Consider the following 18709-nt stretch of genomic DNA (forward strand, 5'->3'; position numbering starts at 1 on the left):
CAACCCGCAGCGGGAAACAAGAGTATCGGGCGGTGGTGGCACAGTGGAAAGCGCAACAGGCCGCGAAGCGCCCGAAAACTGCGAAACTCGTCTCTCACGTGGTGCTGCGTGAGTATGTGCAGGAGCGACTCTCCGGCAACATTCGCCGTTCTGACGGAACCGTGGTTGATGGGCCGACACCGGTGCCGTGGAAAGGGTTGAACAAGCCGCATCGGGCGGATCGTCGCTGGTCGCTTGCCTGGAGTCCCGAGCAGATCTCTCACCGGTTGACCATCGATTTCCCCGATGACGAATCCATGCGCATCAGCCCGGAGGCGATCTACCAGTCACTGTTCATCGAGGGTCGTGGCGGCCTGAAACGTGAGTTGGTCACCTGCTTGCGTACTGGGCGGGCGCTGCGCCGACCCCGGGAACGGTCACGGAATACACCCCAGGGTCACGTCACCGCGGACGTCGTGTTGTCCGAACGGCCCGCCGAGGCCGCCGATCGGGCGGTTCCCGGACACTGGGAGGGTGATCTGATCATCGGTACGGGCCGGTCGGCGATCGGGACGCTCGTGGAACGCTCGAGCCGTTCCACTATGTTGGTGCATCTGCCCCGCCTGACGGGATGGGGCGAGCAACCCGTCGTGAAGAACGGCCCCGCGTTGGGCGGCTACGGTGCTGGTGCGATGAACGCTGCGCTGAGCACGTCTCTCACAGCGCTGCCTGTTCAGTTACGCAAGACTCTCACCTGGGATCGTGGGAAAGAGCTCTCCGGACATGCGCAGGTCACGCTTGACACCGGAACCAAGGTCTTCTTCGCTGACCCACACTCGCCCTGGCAACGGCCCACGAACGAGAACACGAACGGGCTGCTACGTCAGTACTTCCCGAAAGGCACCGACCTCTCCCGCTGGTCGGCTGAGGACCTCGAAGCCGTCGCCATCGCGCTCAACAACAGGCCCCGAAAAATCCTCAACTGGAAGACCCCGGCCGAGGTATTCGCCGAGCAGCTACAGTTACTCCAACAACCCGGTGTTGCAACGACCGATTGAACCCGCCCAATTCCGCTCGACCCTATTCCAGGACGCCCTCACCGCCCACGGGCTGATCGGGTCCATGGGACAGGTCGGTGCTGCAGGGGACAACGCGGCTATGGAGTCCTTCTTCGCCCTCCTCCAGAAGAACGTGCTGGACCGAGGCGGCTGGGACACCCGGGACGAGCTGCGGGCCGGGATCATCACCTGGATCGAGCGGACCTACCACCGCCGCCGGCAGGTGCGCCTGGGCCGATTGACGCCGGTCGAGTACGAGTTGATCATGGACCACACGCCCGCAGACCCGGCGTGAAGACGACTGTCACCTATGGGTGCATCAGTCCCGGCCCCACCTCCGCACGCACACCATCATGGGTCGCTGACGCCGAGGTCGCCGTCACGGACAAGGACGTCGCCCGCCAGGTCGCCGAGAACGTGCGCGCCCAAGCCCAGGAACACGGATGGACCACCTCCCAGAACCCCGCAGACGTCGGCGACCAGGGCAACGTCGCCGGCACCCGCCTGCTCAGCTCGAAGCTCGACCCCGAATACGGTGCCGCCGACCTCGCCTACGAGGAAACCGCCAGCGTCGACGACGACACCGGCCGGTTCACACCGCTGCCCGCCTCCACCCAGACCCTCGCGCCCTCCGGGCCGCCCGGCGCCACCTCCCGCAGCGGCCTCACCGATTGACACGCGACGGCCCCCTCACCTCCGTGGAGGTGAGGGGGCCGCGGTCGTCGAGGGCAGGGTATCCCGCCGGGTGGGTCAGGCCTGGACGCGGGCCTTCTGCGCCTCGAAGCGCTCGCGGATGACGGACGGCAGGGAGTCGCCGAACTTGCCGAGCCACTCCTCGATGAGCTCGTCCTCCTTGGCCCACTCGGCCGGGTCCACCTTGAGGGCGTCCTCGAGGTCCTCGCCGGAGATCTCCAGGCCGGTCAGGTCCAGGGCCTGGGTGGTGGGGACGTAGCCGATCGGGGTCTCGGCGGCGTCGGCCTTGCCCTCCAGTCGCTCCACGATCCACTTCAGCACGCGGGAGTTCTCGCCGAAGCCCGGCCAGGCGAAGCCGCCCTCACGGTTGCGGCGGAACCAGTTCACCAGGTAGATCCGCGGCAGCTTCTCCGGGTCCGCCTTGGCGGACTCCTCCACCCAGTGCTCGAGGTACTTGCCGGCGTCGTAGCCGATGAACGGGAGCATGGCCATCGGGTCGCGGCGGACCACACCCACCGCGCCGGCCGCGGCCGCCGTCGTCTCGGAGGAGAGGGTGGCGCCCTTGAGGATGCCGTCCTCCCAGTCGAAGGCCTCAGTGACCAGCGGCACGGTGGTCTTGCGGCGGCCGCCGAAGAGGATCGCGTCCAGCTTCACGCCCTCCGGCGCGAAGTACTCCTCGGCCAACATGTCCGTCTGGTCGATCGGGGTGCAGAACCGGGAGTTCGGGTGGGCGGCCTTGGTGCCGGACTCGGGAGTCCAGTCGTTGCCCTGCCAGTCGATGAGGTGCTCCGGGGCCTCCTCCGTCATGCCCTCCCACCACACGCCGCCGTCGTCGGTGAGGGCCACGTTGGTGAAGATCGAGTTGCCCTTGGAGATGGCGCGCATCGCGTTGGGGTTCGTGGACCAGCCGGTGCCGGGGGCCACGCCGAAGTAGCCGGTCTCGGGGTTGATGACCCGGAACTCGCCGTCCTTGCCCTGGCGGATCCAGGTGATGTCGTCGCCGAGGGTCTCGGCCTTCCAGCCCTCCACCGTGGGGCTGATCAGCGCGAGGTTGGTCTTGCCGCACGCTGACGGGAAGGAGCCCGCGATGTGGAAGGCCTTGCCCTCGGGGTTGGTCAGCTTGAGGATCAGCATGTGCTCGGCGAGCCAGCCCTCGTCCCGTGCCATGACGGAGGCGATGCGCAGCGCGTAGCACTTCTTGCCGAGCAGCGCGTTGCCGCCGTAGCCGGAGCCGAAGGACCAGATGGCCCGCTCCTCCGGGAAGTGCACGATCCACTTGGTGGGGTTGCAGGGCCACGGAACGTCTTCCTGGCCCGGCTCGAGGGGCGCCCCCACGGAGTGCACGGCCGGCACGAAGAAGGCCTGCTCACGGGACATCTTGTCGAGGACGTCCTGGCCGATGCGGGACATGATCCGCATGGACATGACCACGTAGGCGGAGTCGGTGATCTCGACGCCGTACTTGGGGTCCTCGGCGTCCAGGTGGCCCATGACGAAGGGGATCACGTACATGGTGCGCCCGCGCATCGCACCGCGGAAGACGTCCTGGAGGATGCCGTGCATCTCCTCCGGGTCCTTCCAGTTGTTGGTGAACCCGGCGTCCTCCTCCTTCTCGGAGCAGATGAACGTGCGGCCCTCGACGCGGGCGACGTCCGCGGGATCGGAGAAGGCGGCGAAGGAGTGCGGGAACAGCTCCTCGTTCAGGCGGGTGAGGGTGCCGGCCTCGACGAGACCGTCCGCGAGGCGGTCGTACTCCTCCTGGGAACCGTCCACCCAGTGCACCTCGTCGGGCTGCGTGAGCTCGGCGATCTCCGCGACCCAGTCGCGCAGCCGAGCGTAGTCCGTGGGGGCGTGCTCCGTAGCGCGCTCTGCGAACGAGGGAATGGCGTTGTCAGCCATGGTGGAGAGTCCTCCCCTAGGGGTCCTGGGCGTTGTCGTCCTGCCACCCACGCACGCGCACATCCGGGGAGCAGAGCCCGCCCGGATGGTGCGCCACGTCCTTGTGGCCGCACGGTGCCCCCATGATACCCGAGCGCCCAAGCCCTCCCGGCGGGAGTCACGACGGCCCGAGGAGGGCGCGAAAGGCCCGTCCTGACGCCGATTTTGCATTCGGCGCGAACCTCGTGTAGTGTTCTACGAGTTCGAGCCGCCGAGAGGCGGAACGGAAGATGCGCCCATAGCTCAGCTGGATAGAGCGTCTGTCTACGGAACAGAAGGTCAGGGGTTCGAATCCCTTTGGGCGCACAGCGAAGAAGGCCCCCACTCGGAAGAGTGGGGGCCTTCGGCGTCTCCGGGGAGGCCAGGGGCGAGGGGAGGGCCCCGACTCGCCCACGGGGACGGTCCGAGCACCTCCCGTTTCTCGAACGGGAGTGGGGTGGGGAGCCCCCGTTTCTCGAACGGGAGTGCGGGGTCAGGTGCCGGGGACGACAAAGTCAATGAGGGCAGCGTCCCGGCCGTCGAGCTCGGCCCACGGGCCCGGCACCCGGAGCACCTGGAGGCCGAGGGGCGGCAGGTGCTCGGCCATCGCCAGGGAGGCGTCCTGGTCCGACTCCAGGCTCATCAGGCGGATGCCGAGGTCCTGCAGCCACGGCATGTGCCCGACCACCATGAGGGTCCGCACCGTCTCCTCGGTCTCGTTGATCACGGCGAGTGCACCGGCGGCGTCGGCCTCGTAGAGGCGCGCGTCGAGGTACGGGGTGGGGGCGTCATCGCCGAGCTCACGGGCCACCCACACCCAGGTCTGCCGGGTGCGCAGGGCGTCGGAGACGACGGCGGCGTCCGGGGCCAGGCCGTGCTCGCGCAGCCAGACGCCGGCCGCGGGGGCCTGGGCGTGGCCTCTCTCGGCCAGCGGACGCTCATGGTCCGGGGCCCCGGCCGACCAGCCGGACGTGGCGTGGCGCAGGAGGATGAGGGTCTTGGCGTCGCCGCGCACGGCGCTCCTCTCGTCGTCCTCCGCACGCCGGTCAGCACACGGAGGGGGCCGGGGCACCGCTCAGATGGAGTACTCGGGCGCCGCCCACACGACCACCTCGGGGTGGCGGTAGAAACGGTAGCCCTGACCGCGGACCGTGCGCACGGTGGAGGCCAGGCGGCCGAGCTTGGCCCGCAGGCGGCGGATGTGGACGTCGATGGTGCGCTCGTTGGGCACCTCGTCCGAGTCCTTCCAGAGGGCCTCGAGCAGCTCCTCGCGGCACACGGTGCGCTCCCCGTTGTCCACGAGGTAGCCGAGGAGCTCGAACTCCTTGTAGGTGAGGTTCAGGGGCTCGCCGTCGAGCTGGACCTCACGGCGGGAGACGTCGATCAGCACACCGGGCTGGCGGGTGGACACCGGCGCGGGGGCGGAGGCCAGGTCCGGGCGGGCGGCGCCGCGGACGGTCGGGTCGCCGAGCACCTGGCGGACGACCTCGAGGTCGTCGCCCTCGGCGCCGGCCGGGGCCAGAGCGACGGCGGCGTGCGAGCTAGAGCCGGGTACGAGGGCCTCCACGTAGTGGCGCAGCTCGTTGGCCAGGCGGGTGAGGGAGGTGCCGGCGGCAGAGGCGGCGAGCTCGTCCATGCCCACGTAGAGGACGAAGCCGCGGGCCTCGTTCTCACGGGAGACGGCCTGCGGGCCGGGCACGCCGGAGGCGGCGAGCACCGGCGTCGGGGCCGTGTTCGGGGCCGTGCGCGAAGGATCGTCCTGAGCGGTGGCTGTGCCACCGGCCAGGCGCAGGTCTCCACGACGGAGCCCGGAGGCGAATGCCCTGCGCTGCGCGTTGCGCACCGAGATGTGCACGTATCCGGCCGACCCACTCATGACCACCACTCCTCGTTGTCCAGCCAGGAGCCGTCCTTCTCAGAGATGCAGGACGGCGACGTCATGTGACAAGAATGTGACGTGAGCGGTGCAAGATGCAAGGCGATCGAAGGCCTGCGTCCCACATAGTGAGCGAATCTGCGTCCATTGTGGGGAGACTCACTATTTCATCCCTCGCATACCTCGGGGGTGTCGCGATATGCAGCGTCCCGCATCACATCGCGCGTGACGGGCGGCGATGCGCGGCGGGGTGAGAATCATCGGAATAGTTATGCAATGAATATTCCGATCACACGCTCGGGCAGCACCGCAGACGGAACGCCCCCCGCACGCCCAGGGGCGCATCGTCCATCAAGTGGACGGGACGGTGGGGCGGCGTCCCCGCCCCCGCGCTCACTCGGCCAGGCCGTAGAGGCGATCGCCGGCGTCGCCCAGGCCCGGCACGATGTACGACTTCTCGTTCAACCGCTCGTCCACCGCAGCCAGGAAGAGGTCCACCTCGCGCCCCTCCACACGAGCCTCCAACCGCTCCAGACCCTCCGGCGCCGCGAGCAGGCACAGGCACGTGACCCGCGCCGCCCCACGCTCGTAGAGGAAGTGGATCGCCTCGGCCAGCGTGCCGCCGGTGGCCAGCATGGGATCCAGCAGGAACACGTGCCGGCCCGTGAGGTCCGCCGGCAGGCGCTCGGCGTAGGTGACGATGTCCAGGGTCTCCTCGTTGCGGGCCATGCCCAGGAAGCCCACCTCCGCCGAGGGTGCCATCTTGGTCATGCCCTCAAGCATGCCCAAGCCCGCCCGCAGGATCGGCACCACGAGCGGGCGCGGACGCGCCAGCGTGCGCCCGACGGCGGCCGCCACCGGCGTCTGCACCTCCACCTGCTCGACCGCGACGTCCCGGGTGGCTTCATAGGCCAGGAGCATCACGAGCTCCTCCGTGAGCTGCCGGAAGATCATGGACGGGGTGTCCCGGTTCCGCAGGACGGTGAGCTTGTGGGCCACGAGGGGGTGATCGACGACATGAACGCGCATGCCGCCCACGCTACCGCCCGGGTCCACGGCGCGCCCGGCCCGCGCCGCCGGGCGGGCCGGACTCACCCGGTTGCATACCCTGGCCCGGTGAGCAGCCCCCGCACTCCCCCGTCCCCGCCGCCCTCGGCGGCCCAGGAGCACGCGTGGATGGGCCTGGCCCTGGACGCCGCCCGTGCCGCCGGCCGGGCCGGGGACGTGCCCATCGGCGCGGTCCTGGTGGGCGGCGACGGCGAGGTGCTGGCCGCCGTCGGGAACGAGCGCGAGCAGCACCACGACCCCACCGCCCACGCCGAGGTCCTGGCCCTGCGCCGCGGCGCCGCCGCCCGGGCCGCCACGGGCGCACACGACGGCTGGCGCCTGGCCGACTGCACCCTCGTGGTGACCCTCGAACCCTGCCCCATGTGTGCCGGTGCCCTGCTGCTGGCCCGAGTGCCGCGCGTCGTCTTCGGAGCCTGGGACCCCAAGGCCGGGGCCTGCGGCTCCGTGCTGGACGTGGTGCGCGACCCCCGCTTCAACCACACCGTGGAGGTCCGAGCCGGGGTGCGCGCAGCCGAGTGCGCCGCCCTGCTGACCGACTTCTTCGCCGCCCACCGGGACCCGGGCACGATGCCACCGAACGCCTGAACCGAGCGGTTTGGGCCGGACCGCCGGGCTCAGGTAGGCTGTGGCGGTCTGGTGACGTGTCCGAGCGGCCGAAGGTGCAGCACTCGAAATGCTGTGTACGGTAACCCCGTACCGTGGGTTCAAATCCCACCGTCACCGCCAGATGTCCGGAAGCCCGGAGGCCTCGAGCCTCCGGGCTTCCGGCGTTCCGGGGCCGCCGGAGCGAGCGATTCCCCGGGCACAGGCCCCAGCGGGAGGGCTTATCCCGTCCGCCCCCGGTGCCATGATGGATGCCATGTCCGTCCGGGTGTTGGCCATTGGCAAGAAGCACGAATCGTGGGTGTCCGAGAGGATCACCCGCTACGAGAAGCGCCTGAAGAAGCCCTGGGACCTCACCTGGCAGCTGCTGCCCCACTCCTCCCGCCAGGAGGATGCGGCCCGCACCGAGGAGTCGGACCGGATCCTCGCGAAGGTCGCCCCCGGCGAACACCTTGTGCTCCTGGACGAGCGCGGCAGGGGCTTCGACTCCCCCGGGCTCGCCCGGCACCTGCAGACACAGTTCGACGCCGGCCGGGCCGTCGTCGTGGTGATCGGCGGCGCCTACGGGGTGGACGAGCGCGTGCACGCCCGCGCGGACCGCGTGTGGTCCCTCTCGCAGCTCGTGTTCCCCCACCAACTGGTGCGGCTGATCCTCGCCGAACAGGTCTACCGAGCCCAGGAGATCGCCGCCGGACGGCCCTACCACCATGCCTGAGCCGGCGCAGGCGTGGAAGAGCCCCCCGGTGCTTCTGCGAGAGGCGTCCGGGGGGCATTCGTATAGTCGACACCATACCGGAGGGGACGGCACGACACCATGAGCACACCTGCTGAACGCGTTCTCGGGCTTCTCCCTCCGCGCCGGCTCGCGCCCTATCTGCATCGTTCGCAGGATCCGGATGCCGCCCTCGAGTTCTACCGGTGGAGCCACGAGATGGCCTCGGAGTGCTGGACGGTCATCGCCCACTTCGAGGTCCTGCTGCGGCACCGCATCGATCAGGCCCTGCAGGCGCACACCAGGGAGAGCAGGACGGGGATCCCGTGGTTCTTCCAGAGTTCGGCCCTGCCCGAAAGCGCACGAGAGCCGCTGCAGAGACAGGTCGCACGACTGGAATCGGAGGGGCGACTGGACCGGGACCAGGTCGTCGCCGGCATGACCTTCGGCTTCTGGAAGTCCCTGTTCTCCTCGGACGACCTGTGGCGAGAGGCCCTCCACCAGGTCTTCCCGAACCGTTCGGGTCTTCAGCGCAAAGACGTCACCGCCCGGCTGGAGAGCATCCGCAAGTTCCGCAACAGGGTCGCCCACCACGATTCCCTGCTCAACGTGGACATCCCCCACGAGGTCCGTTCCCTTCTCGAGCTCACCCGTTCCATGGACGAGGACTACGCCGCGTGGATAGAAGCGAACTCATCGTGGGCGGACCTCTACAGCGAGTCTCCCCATCAGCCCGCCGACACGGTGGTGGTGGCGGCTCGCGACGCCTGGCCCATCTACACCGCACTATGTGCACAGTCGGGCGAGGCGCCTCCCGCCTACATCTGTCAGCCCGGACGGTTCTTCAAACCTGTGGAGCGGCTCGGCTTCTACTCGGATCAGATGATCCACCAGGAGATCCCCCGCGTGCTCGCCCGGTTCGACAACATCGAGTGGACCCTGCAGAACGCAGGGGTGCTGGCCGCGTCCGCCTCCCGCGACGAGAGGAAGATCGCTCGCCTGATCCAGTGGTCGGCGGGCCCGGGAGCCGTGTACTTCGACTTCGACGAGCAGGACGGCCCCGCCGGGCGGTTCCAGGTGTTCCTGCTCTCCGGCCCCGGCCATCCCCATCACAAGACACTGCCTGCCCCCGTCCCCCACCTCTCGCGAGGGCCGGGCAGCGCTTTCACCCAACGTCAGCGCTACGTCTCCGCCCACGCACTGGACACCGCACAGACCACCGGATCCCTCACGCATGCCTGACACCCCCGACGCCGACGCCGTCCTCGCACGCTTCAGCGAGCCCACCCGCACCTGGTTCACGGGGGCGTTCGCCGGACCCACAGCAGCCCAGCTGGGTGCCTGGGATGCGATCTCCTCCGGGCGGCACGCGCTCGTGATCGCCCCCACCGGCTCCGGCAAGACCCTCTCCTCCTTCCTCTGGGCGCTCGACTCGTTCGTGCGCGAGCCCGCAGACCCGGACGTCTCCGCCACCCGGGTGCTCTACATCTCCCCGCTCAAGGCCCTCGGCGTGGACGTCGAGCGAAACCTGCGGGCCCCGCTGATCGGCATCACGCAGACCGCACAACGGATGGGCACCCCCGTGCCGCGCGTGCGGGTGGGCGTGCGCTCCGGGGACACCCCCGCCGCCGAGCGCCGCCGCCTGCTGCAGGACCCCCCGGACATCCTCATCACCACCCCCGAGTCCCTGTACCTGATGCTGACCTCGCAGGCCCGCTCGGCGCTGTCCGGGGTGCGCACGGTGATCGTGGACGAGGTCCACGCGGTGGCCGGCACCAAGCGCGGCGCCCACCTGGCCGTCTCGCTCGAGCGCCTGGACGCCCTGCTGGAGCGGCCCGTGCAGCGCATCGGCCTGTCCGCCACGGTGGAGCCGGCCACGGAGGTGGCCCGGTTCCTCGGCGGGGTGCAGCCGGTGAGCATCGTCCGGCCGGCGTCCACGAAGCGCTGGGACCTGACCGTGGCCGTGCCCGTGGAGGACATGACCGACCTGTCCGCCCCGCCCGCGAGCGCCGCAGCGGCCGAGGGGGTTGCCGGCCCGGAGGCCGGCGCGGTGGGCGGGTCGATCTGGCCTCACATCGAGGAGCGGATCGTGGATCTGGTGGCCCGGCGCCGCTCCACGCTCGTGTTCGCGAACTCCCGCCGCCTGGCCGAGCGCCTGACCGGCCGGCTCAACGAGATCTGGGAGGCCCGCCAGGAGGCCGCGGCCGCCGCCCACCACCCGGACCTGGCGCCCGGGTTCCGGGATCCGGCCTCCCCCGGACCGCAGGCGACGGGCGCACCTGCCCCAACCGACGACGTCGTCCCGCCCACCGCCGGTGAGCTCGTCGCCGACTGGTTGGGCACCGCCGGCGGGGAGACCCCGGCCGGGGCCCCTGAGGTCCGGCGGGGAACCCGCACCCCGGCGACGGGACCGGCCCAGGTGGCCGGGCAGACCGGCACCGCTTCCGGGACGGTGTCCGACTTCGCCCGCGCCCACCACGGATCGGTGTCCAAGGAGCAGCGGGCGATCGTGGAGGAGGCCCTGAAGACCGGTCAGATCCGCTGCGTGGTGGCCACCAGTTCGCTGGAGCTGGGCATCGACATGGGTGCGGTGGACCAGGTGATCCAGGTGGAGTCCCCGCCGTCGGTGGCCTCGGGGCTGCAGCGGGTGGGCCGGGCGGGGCACCAGGTGGGGGAGGTCTCCCGGGGCGTGTTCTTCCCCAAGCACCGCGGCGACCTCGTAGACACCGCGGTGGTGGCCGAGCGCATGGTCGCCGGGCGCATCGAGGCACTGCGCATCCCGCAGAACCCCCTGGACATCCTCGCCCAGCACACGGTGGCGGCCGCGGCCGTGGAGGACCTCGAGGCCGAGGCCTGGTTCGACCTCGTGCGCCGCTCCGCCCCGTTCTCCGCGCTGCCGCACTCGGCCTACGAGTCCGTGCTGGACCTGCTGGCCGGCAAGTACCCCTCCGACGAGTTCGCGGAGCTGCGGCCCCGGGTGGTGTGGGACCGCGAGTCCGGCACCCTCGCCGCACGCCCCGGGGCGCAGCGGATCGCCGTGACCTCCGGCGGCACCATCCCGGACCGGGGCCTGTTCGGGGTGTTCCTGGCCTCCGAGGGGGCACAGGCCCCCGAGGGCTCCGCCTCGGCCGGGGACACCGGGGAGTCCGCCGCGGACGCCGGTTCGGCCCGCTCGGGCGGGCGCCGGGTGGGCGAGCTGGACGAGGAGATGGTCTACGAGTCCCGCGTGGGGGACGTGATCCTGCTGGGGGCCACCAGCTGGCGCATCGTGGACATCACCGCGGACCGCGTCCTGGTGCTGCCCGCCTACGGTCAGCCGGGCAAGCTGCCCTTCTGGCGGGGCGACGCGGCGGGCCGCCCCGCGGAGCTGGGCGACGCCGTCGGGCGTTTCCGGCGTGAGCTCGACGCCGACCCGGACGCCGCCCGCGACCGCCTGGCCGCCGCCGGCCTCGACGAGTGGGCCCGGGAGAACCTGCTCACCTACCTGACGGACCAGCGCGAGGCCACCGGGCAGCTGCCCACCGAGCGCACGCTCGTGGTGGAGCGGTTCACGGACGAGCTCGGCGACTGGCGTGTGGTGCTGCACTCCCCCTACGGGATGGCGGTGCACGCCCCGTGGGCGCTGGCGGTGGGGGCGCGCCTGGCCCAGCGGTACGGGTTGGAGCCGAACTCGGGGGCGGCGGTGGCCGCGGACGACGGGATCGTGCTGCGCATCCCGCTGATGGACGCCGATCCGCCGGGGGCGGAGCTGTTCGCGTTCGCCCCGGAGGAGCTGGACGAGATCGTCACCGCCGAGGTGGGCGGGTCCGCACTGTTCGCCGCCCGGTTCCGGGAGAACGCGGCCCGCGCCCTGCTGCTGCCGCGGCGGAACCCGGGCAAGCGCATGCCCCTGTGGCAGCAGCGGCAGCGCTCGGCCCAGCTGTTGGACGTGGCCCGCCGCTACCCGAGCTTCCCGGTGATCCTGGAGACGGTGCGCGAGGTGCTCCAGGACGTCTACGACCTGCCCGCGCTGAAGGACCTGGCCGCCCGGGTGGCCTCGCAGGACGTGCGGATAGTGGAGGTCACGACGGCGGCGCCCTCGCCGTTCGCCCAGTCCATCCTGTTCGGCTACGTCGCCCAGTTCATCTACGAGGGCGATTCCCCCCTGGCCGAGCGGCGGGCCGCGGCGCTCTCCCTGGACCCGGCGTTGCTGTCCGAGCTGCTGGGCACCGAGGAGCTGCGCGAGCTGCTGGACCCGGAGGTGATCGCCCGGGTGGAGGCCGAGCTGCAGCGCACCGCCGAGGGCCGGCACCTGCGCGGGGTGGAGGGGGTCGCGGACCTGCTGCGGCTGGTCGGCCCGCTCACCCCCGAGGAGGCCGCCGCCCGCGTGGTGGACGAGACCTCCGGGGGCGGGGCCGGGGACGAGGCGGGTGAGGCCGGTGGGACGGCCGGGGACGACGCCGGCCCGGCCGCCCACCGGGAGGCCGTCGCCGGGCACCTGGCCGACCTCGAGCGCACCGGGCGGGCGTTCCGGTTCCGCTCCAGCGGGCAGGAGCGGTTCGCCGCGGTCGAGGACGCCGCCCGCCTGCGGGACACCCTGGGCGCACCGATCCCCATGGGCGTGCCGGTCGCGTTCCACGAGCCGGTGGAGGACCCTCTCGGGGACCTCGTGCGCCGGTACGCCCGTACGCACGGCCCGTTCACCGCGGCCGAGGCGGGGGCCGCGCTGGGACTCGGCGGCGCCGTCGTGCTGCCGGTGCTGCAACGCCTGGCCGCCGAGCGCCGCGTCTCCCAGGGCGCGTACCGCCCGGACGGGACGCCGGGGGCCACCGGCCTGGACGCCGAGTGGATCGACGTGGAGGTGCTGCGCACGGTGCGCCGGCGGTCGCTGGCCGCGCTGCGGGCCGAGGTGGAGCCGGTGGAGCAGGCCGCCTACGCCCGGTTCCTCGCGGACTGGCAGCACCTGCGGCCCCGCCCCGGGCGGCCCTCCCCCGCCACGCTCGAGGGGGTAGACGGGGTGGCCACCGTGCTCGACCAGCTGGCCGGGATGCCGCTGCCGGCGAGCGCCTGGGAGTCCCTCGTGCTGCCGGCACGGGTGCGCGACTACGCGCCGGGGCTGCTGGACGAGCTGCTGGCCACCGGCGAGTACGTGTGGTCCGGGGTGGGGGCCGGTACCGGCAACGACGGCTGGGTGGCCCTGCACCCCGCCGACGCCGTGGACCTCACCCTCCGGCCTCCGCAGGCGCCCCCCGAGGACGTCCCCGCGGCGCGCACGGCCCTGAGGGAGGCCGTGCTGAAGGTGCTCGCCGGAGGCGGGGCCTGGTTCTTCCCTCAGCTTGTCGAACGGGTGCGGGAGGAGGCCGCCCGCCAGGACGCCGCGCCGGAGGGGGCCACCGACCTGCCGCGCGCCCCCGAGGTGCTCGAGGCACTCTGGGACCTCGTGTGGGCCGGCCGCGTGGGCAACGACACCTTCGCACCCCTGCGGGGCCTGCTCTCCCAGGGCCGCACCGCGCACCGCACCGGCCGTCAGACCCCGCGGGCCCGCACCGCCCGCACCGGCGGTGGACTCGGCGGGGGCCGCGGCCTGGGCGGCCGGCTGGCCGGGGTGCGCGGACGCGGCCGGTACGCCGGGCTCACCGCCGGGGACGCCGGCCCCGGCAGGGGCGCGGCCGGCGTCCCCGTGGGCACCGGCGGGCTCTCCGCGGCCGAGCACGCCCGCGCGGCCGGTCGCTGGTCCCTGCTGCCGGCCCCCGAGCAGGACCCGACCATCCGGGCCCACGCCGCCGCCGAGCTCCTCCTGGACCGCTACGGGGTGATCACCCGCGGCTCCGTGGTCGCCGAGGAGGTCCCCGGCGGGTTCGCCGCCCAGTACCAGCTGCTCACCCGCATGGAGGACGCCGGGCAGGTGCGGCGCGGGCATTTCGTGGAGCGCCTCGGCGGCGCCCAGTTCTCCACCGGCGCCGTGGTGGACCGCCTGCGCTCCTTCCACCGGGACGGCCCGGACGATGACGCCGACACCCCCGCCCAGGCACCGCCCCCGTACGACGCCGCCCCCCGCCTCGACGTCTTCGGCATGCCCATCGCCCCACCCCCCGGCGCGACACCCCGCCCCACGGACCCGGCACCGGCCCCGCCGGCGCTCGCGCTCGCGGCCACGGACCCGGCCAACCCGTACGGGGCCGCCCTCGACTGGCCCGAGCTGCCGCCCGGCCCGGACGGTGTGGCCCCCACGGGGCACCGCCCGGGCAGGAAGGCGGGGGCCGTCGTCGTGCTGGTGCAGGGCCGGCTGGTGCTGTACATGGAGCGCGGCGGCCGGACCCTGCTGGGCTTCGAGGAGGACCCCGCCGTGCTGCGTGCGGCCGCGGAGGCGCTCGTGTGGGCGCTGCGCGCGGCCAGGACGGAGCGGCTGAGCCTCGAGAAGCTCAACGGCGGGCCGATCCTGGGCACGCCGCTGGCCGAGGCGATGCTGGCCGCCGGGTTCTACTCGAGCCCGTCGGGGATCCGGTTCCGCAGCTGAGGCGGCACCGGTGCCCTCGTCCCCGGGATGTCTAGGCTGTGTGTGGAGGGGGGGCAGGGCAGCCGGACCGACGGAGAAGAGGAGACGCATGAAGCGATCACCGTGGGGCCTCGGGCGGATCTGCGTTCTGCTCCTCGCGCTGGGGGTGATGGCGTACACCGTGGGAGGCGTCCTCTCACTGCAGGAGTACCGCAGCATGCCCGAGGCCGTCCGCGCGGATGCCCCGACCGGACCCGTGGCCGCGACCCTGCTCTGGACGGGTGTCGGGCTGTGCGCGGCGGGCGGTGCCGCTCTCTGCGTGCTGCTCGTCCGCCGAGTGAGGAGGCTGAGCCGGTGAGGGCGGACGGTCACGTCGTCTCCTGGAACGAGGAGGAGGGCTGGGGTGTGCTCTCCTCCGAGGCGACCCCCGGCGGGTGCTGGGCGCACTTCAGCGCGCTCGAGGGCGACGGGTTCCGGCAGGCACAGCCCGGGGAGCGGGTGCGCTTCACCTTCGCCGCCACCGGCCCGCAGGGGCAGGACGGCTTCTCGTACCGGGCGGAGAGGGTCGAATTCCCGGACCGGGCCCGCACCGACTGACCGCAGGTCCGGCACCGGTGCCGCCCGGTAGGTTCGGGGCATGCCCGAAGGTGACTCCCTGGTCCGTGCCGCGCACCGGCTGCGCCCCGTGCTGGCCGGTCGCACGCTGGCCCACGCGGACCTGCGCGTGCCCCGCCTGGCCACCGCACGCCTGGCCGGGTGGACGGTGGCCGCAGTGGAGCCGCAGGGCAAGTGGCTGCTCCTGCGCCTGACCCCGCCGCCGGGGTCCGCGGCCGCACCCCACACCCTGGCCTCCCACCTGAAGATGGAGGGCCGCTGGCTCGTCACCGGCCGTCAGGCCCGCTGGGCGGCCCCCGGCTGGCAGGTGCGGGCCGTACTGGAGACCGGAGAGCACCGGCTGCTCGGCGCCCAGCTCGGCCGTCTCGAACTGGTGCCCACCGCCCACGAGGACCGGCTGCTCGGCCACCTCGGCCCGGACCTGCTGGACCCGGCCTGGGACGGCGGCGCGCACGGGGCGCGACTGCTGGCCGAGGGGGTGCGCCGCCTGACCGCCCGCCCCGAACGGCCAGTGGGCCTGGCGCTGCTGGACCAGTCCGTGGTGGCCGGCATCGGCAACATCTACCGGTGCGAGTCGCTGCTGCTGGCCGGCCTGGACCCCCACCGGCCGGTCGGCTCCGTCCCGGACGCCCCCGGGCTGCTCACCCTCGCCCGGGACCTGCTGCGCGCGAACGTCCCCCCGGCCGCCCCCTACGTGAGCTGGCCGCGCACCACCACGGGGGTCCGGGCGGACCCTTCCGGCCCCTACGGGCTGCGGGTGGACGTGGTGGACCGCGGCTTCCCGCCCGGGCTGCCGGGCACCGCCCTCGACGACGCCGGCACCCCCCTCGACGCCACGCGCCCGGGCCCGGACGCGGGGACCGGCGGGGCGGCGGCCCCGGAGGCGAGGCCCGCGCGTCGTGCCCAGTACTGGGTGTACGGGCACCGGAACAGCCCGTGCGGGCGCTGCGGCGGGCCCGTGACCTTCGAGGAGTTCGGCTCCCCGCAGGATGACGAGCGCCAGCTGTGGTGGTGCCGCACCTGCCAGCGCTGACCGGGCCGCCGTCGTCGCCGCCGTCGTCGTCCGCCCCCGGCCGCGAGATCCGCTGCGGAAATGACCCCTCTGAGGGCGTCACAAGCACCCGGAAGGGTCGTTCCTGCAGCGGATCCGCCCCGTCCCGGTCGCCCGACCCGTGGCATCGGTCACGTCAGCCGCTAGGTTCTGGGAGAGCACCGGCCCCGACACCGAGCCGGCCCCCGACACCGAGGAGGAACCACCATGGCCGACCCGTTCCCGAACGACCCCGAAGGCCGCACCGTCGCGCTCGTGCTCGCCGGCGGCCGCGGCAGCCGCCTGGCCCCGCTCACGGACGCCCGCTCCAAGCCGGCGACCCCGCTGGCCGGTCAGTACCGGCTGATCGACGTGGTCCTCTCCAACCTCGTGCACTCGGGCCTGGAGGACGTGTGGATCGTGGAGCAGTACCGCCCGTTCACCCTGAACCAGCACCTGGCCGGCGGCCGCCCCTGGGACCTGGACGGCACCCGCCACGGCCTGCGCCTGCTGCCCCCCGCCCAGGGCCGCACCGAGGAGGGCTTCGCGGAGGGCAACGGCCACGCGCTCGCCCAGCAGGTGCCGCTGCTGCGCGAGTTCGGCGCGGACACCGTGGTGGTGCTCTCGGCGGACCACCTCTACCAGCTGGACCTGCGGCCCGTGCTGGAGGGGCACCGGGCCTCGGGGGCCGAACTGACCATGGTCACCACGGTGACGGACGAGGACCCCTCGCGCTTCGGCGTCGTGCAGGTGGACGACGACGGCGCCGTCACCGGCTACGACTACAAGCCCGAGGACCCGGAGGGCTCGCTGGTGGCCACCGAGATCTTCGTGTTCGACGTCGACGTGCTGGAGGACGTGGTGCAGGAGCTCGTGGCCCGGGAGGAGGGTCGACCGGAGGACGACGAGGAGACCGACGACGACGGCGACCCGGTGGCCAGCTCCCTCGGCGACTACGGGGAGACGATCATCCCGGCGTTCGTGGAGCGCGGGTCCGTGCGGGAGCACCGCCTCGAGGGGTACTGGCGGGACATCGGCACCCTGGACGCCTTCCACCGGGCGCACCGCGAGATCCTCGACGGCACCGGGCTGCGCCTGGACTCCCCCGGCTGGCCGCTGCTGACCAACCCGCGCCCGGCCCCACCCGCACGGATCGAGCAGACTGCCCGGATCTCCGGCTCGCTCGTGGGCGCCGGCACCCATGTGGCCGGGGAGGTCGAGGACTCGGTGCTCGGCCCCGGCGTGGTGGTGGAGGAGGGCGCCCGCGTGCGGAACTCCATCCTCTTCGGCGACGTGACGGTGCCCTCCGGCGCCCTTCTGGACACGGTGATCGCGGACGTGGGCGCGGTGATCCCCGAGGGGGAGACCGTCGGGTCCACGGAGTCCGCCGAGGACATCGTGGTGCTCGTGCCGGACGTCACCGACCCGGACGCCGACGACGAGACCACCGGCCAGGGCGTGCACCACGACTGACGGACCGCCCCGGCACATCTGCTGCAGAAACGACCCCTATGGGCGCCTCGAGCAGCCTCAGAGGGGTCGTTTCTGCAGTGGATCTACGCCCGCCGCGCGTTGCCCGCCGCGCGCCACGCGCGGTGACACAATGACGCCGTGCCCGTCCCCTCCCCGCTGCCCCCGCGCCACGGCGTCAACGCCACCCGCCTGCGTCTGCCCACCGTCGGCCCCGGGGAGACCGTCCAGGGGCATGTCCTCCACCGCTTCGGCCACGTGGACCCGGACGGCATCCGCGAGCGCTTCGCCCGCGGGGAGGTGGTGGACCGGCACGGGCGCCCCATCCCGGCGGACACCCCGCTCGGCGTCCACGAGGACCTCTGGTACTACCGCGACGTCCCCCACGAGGCGCCCCTGCCGGTGCAGCACACGCTCCTGCACCGGGACGAGCACCTCGTGGTGATCCACAAGCCGCACTTCCTGCCCACCACCCCCGGCGGACGCTTCGTGCAGGAGACGGCGCTGGTGCGGCTGCGCAACGAGCTGGGCATCGACGACCTCGTCCCCCTGCACAGGCTGGACCGGGCGACGGCCGGCGTCGTGATGCTCTCCTGCGACCCGGCGACCCGCGGCGCCTACCACCTGCTGTTCGAGCGGCGTGCCGTCACCAAGCGCTACGAGGCCGTCTCCGCGCTCCCCGAGGGTGCCGATCCGCACGCCTGGCTGGGCCGCTTCCCCCTGACCGTGCGCAGCCGCATCCGCAAGGACAAGGGCGTGCTGCGCTCGATCACCGAGGACGTCCCCGTGGCCGCCTCCGGCCGACGCGCCGGGGACCGGGTCCGCACCCGCCGGTCCAACATCCCCCACACCGGGGCGAACGCGCAGACGCGGATCGAGGTGCTCGACGTCGGCCCCTCCGCCGGCACCCTCGCCGGGCGCACGGTGGTGCGGTTCGGGCTCTCCCCCGCCACCGGACGCACCCACCAGCTGCGGATCCACCTGGCCGCGCTCGGGGCGGGCATCGCGTTCGACCCCTTCTACCCGGACCTGCTGGATGCCGCCGACGACGACCTCTCCCGGCCCCTCCAGCTGCTCTCCCGCTCCCTCGAGTTCACGGACCCGGTGACCGGCGAGCACCACGTGTTCCGCTCCCCCGCGCAGCTGCAGGAGCGGCCCACGATCGCCGGAGCCGAGGCCACCGGTTCGGTACCCTTGCAGGGCTGAGACCGCG

At 72.7% G+C, this 18709-nt stretch carries 15 protein-coding genes, 2 tRNA genes and 1 pseudogene; 14 read left to right on the top strand and 4 right to left on the bottom strand.

From position 1 onward, the window contains the following. The 3 genes and pseudogenes from SPI96_RS09275 to SPI96_RS09285 form a co-directional block, all read left to right on the top strand. Window positions 1-1037: IS30 family transposase (locus SPI96_RS09275; protein ID WP_321082083.1), on the top strand; the 1037-nt coding region annotated here is incomplete at its 5' end. A 4-nt stretch (window positions 1038-1041) separates the two neighbouring features. Continuing rightward, window positions 1042-1332 (top strand): annotated as a pseudogene (locus tag SPI96_RS09280) (integrase core domain-containing protein); the annotation flags it as partial. Further along, a complete protein-coding gene (locus SPI96_RS09285) occupies window positions 1329-1712 on the top strand; it encodes a hypothetical protein (protein WP_321082084.1) in 384 nt (127 codons plus the stop codon). The pseudogene SPI96_RS09280 and the gene SPI96_RS09285, both read left to right, overlap by 4 nt. Before the next feature lie 75 nt (window positions 1713-1787). On the opposite strand, the gene SPI96_RS09290 is transcribed toward SPI96_RS09285, so the two are convergent. After that, a complete protein-coding gene (locus tag SPI96_RS09290) occupies window positions 1788-3629 on the bottom strand; it encodes a phosphoenolpyruvate carboxykinase (GTP) (protein ID WP_321082085.1) in 1842 nt (613 codons plus the stop codon). A gap of 271 nt (window positions 3630-3900) precedes the next feature. Between SPI96_RS09290 and SPI96_RS09295 the strand changes: the two genes are divergently transcribed. Further along, a tRNA-Arg gene (locus SPI96_RS09295) sits at window positions 3901-3974 on the top strand. A 166-nt stretch (window positions 3975-4140) separates the two neighbouring features. On the opposite strand, the gene SPI96_RS09300 is transcribed toward SPI96_RS09295, so the two are convergent. The 3 genes from SPI96_RS09300 to upp form a co-directional block, all read right to left on the bottom strand. Further along, window positions 4141-4662 carry a SixA phosphatase family protein gene (locus SPI96_RS09300; RefSeq protein WP_321082086.1) on the bottom strand — a complete coding sequence of 174 codons (522 nt, stop codon included), beginning with the start codon at window positions 4660-4662 and terminating at the stop codon, window positions 4141-4143. Window positions 4663-4722: 60 nt separating this feature from the next. Next, entirely contained in the window at window positions 4723-5523 is an 801-nt protein-coding gene (locus SPI96_RS09305) for a winged helix-turn-helix domain-containing protein (protein WP_321082087.1), read from the bottom strand. Between the two features lie 393 nt (window positions 5524-5916). Next, on the bottom strand, window positions 5917-6552 hold the full coding sequence (gene upp, locus SPI96_RS09310) for a uracil phosphoribosyltransferase (protein WP_321082088.1): 636 nt from the start codon (window positions 6550-6552) through the stop codon (window positions 5917-5919). Between the two features lie 87 nt (window positions 6553-6639). Here upp and tadA point away from each other — a divergent pair, with 87 nt between their 5' ends. The 10 genes from tadA to SPI96_RS09360 all read left to right on the top strand — a co-directional run bounded on the left by tadA (window position 6640) and on the right by SPI96_RS09360 (window position 18702). Further along, window positions 6640-7176 (top strand): tRNA adenosine(34) deaminase TadA, encoded by a 537-nt coding sequence (gene tadA / locus SPI96_RS09315; RefSeq protein WP_321082089.1) that lies wholly within the window; start codon window positions 6640-6642, stop codon window positions 7174-7176. Window positions 7177-7226: 50 nt separating this feature from the next. Continuing rightward, window positions 7227-7317, top strand: a tRNA-Ser gene (locus SPI96_RS09320). A 133-nt stretch (window positions 7318-7450) separates the two neighbouring features. Next, window positions 7451-7909 carry a 23S rRNA (pseudouridine(1915)-N(3))-methyltransferase RlmH gene (locus SPI96_RS09325; protein WP_321082090.1) on the top strand — a complete coding sequence of 153 codons (459 nt, stop codon included), beginning with the start codon at window positions 7451-7453 and terminating at the stop codon, window positions 7907-7909. Between the two features lie 216 nt (window positions 7910-8125). After that, a complete protein-coding gene (locus SPI96_RS09330) occupies window positions 8126-9148 on the top strand; it encodes a hypothetical protein (protein ID WP_321082091.1) in 1023 nt (340 codons plus the stop codon). Further along, window positions 9141-14402, top strand: coding sequence for a DEAD/DEAH box helicase (locus SPI96_RS09335; RefSeq protein ID WP_321082092.1), 5262 nt, complete (start codon window positions 9141-9143; stop codon window positions 14400-14402). The genes SPI96_RS09330 and SPI96_RS09335 overlap by 8 nt, the downstream gene beginning before the upstream one ends. Window positions 14403-14490: 88 nt before the next feature. After that, window positions 14491-14739: a hypothetical protein gene (locus tag SPI96_RS09340; protein WP_321082093.1), complete on the top strand. Its 249-nt coding sequence runs from the start codon at window positions 14491-14493 to the stop codon at window positions 14737-14739. Next, window positions 14736-14978: a cold-shock protein gene (locus tag SPI96_RS09345; protein ID WP_321082094.1), complete on the top strand. Its 243-nt coding sequence runs from the start codon at window positions 14736-14738 to the stop codon at window positions 14976-14978. Before SPI96_RS09340 ends, SPI96_RS09345 begins: the two co-directional genes overlap by 4 nt. Before the next feature lie 40 nt (window positions 14979-15018). After that, the gene (locus SPI96_RS09350; protein ID WP_321082095.1) at window positions 15019-16029 is read left to right on the top strand and encodes a DNA-formamidopyrimidine glycosylase family protein; all 1011 of its coding nucleotides are present in this window, start codon (window positions 15019-15021) and stop codon (window positions 16027-16029) included. A gap of 225 nt (window positions 16030-16254) precedes the next feature. Next, a complete protein-coding gene (locus SPI96_RS09355; protein WP_321082096.1) occupies window positions 16255-17499 on the top strand; it encodes a glucose-1-phosphate adenylyltransferase family protein in 1245 nt (414 codons plus the stop codon). Between the two features lie 138 nt (window positions 17500-17637). Then, entirely contained in the window at window positions 17638-18702 is a 1065-nt protein-coding gene (locus SPI96_RS09360; RefSeq protein ID WP_321082097.1) for a pseudouridine synthase, read from the top strand. Window positions 18703-18709: the final 7 nt, after the last annotated feature.

It is taken from the genome of Micrococcus sp., assembly GCF_034179925.1.
Lineage (GTDB): Bacteria > Actinomycetota > Actinomycetes > Actinomycetales > Micrococcaceae > Micrococcus.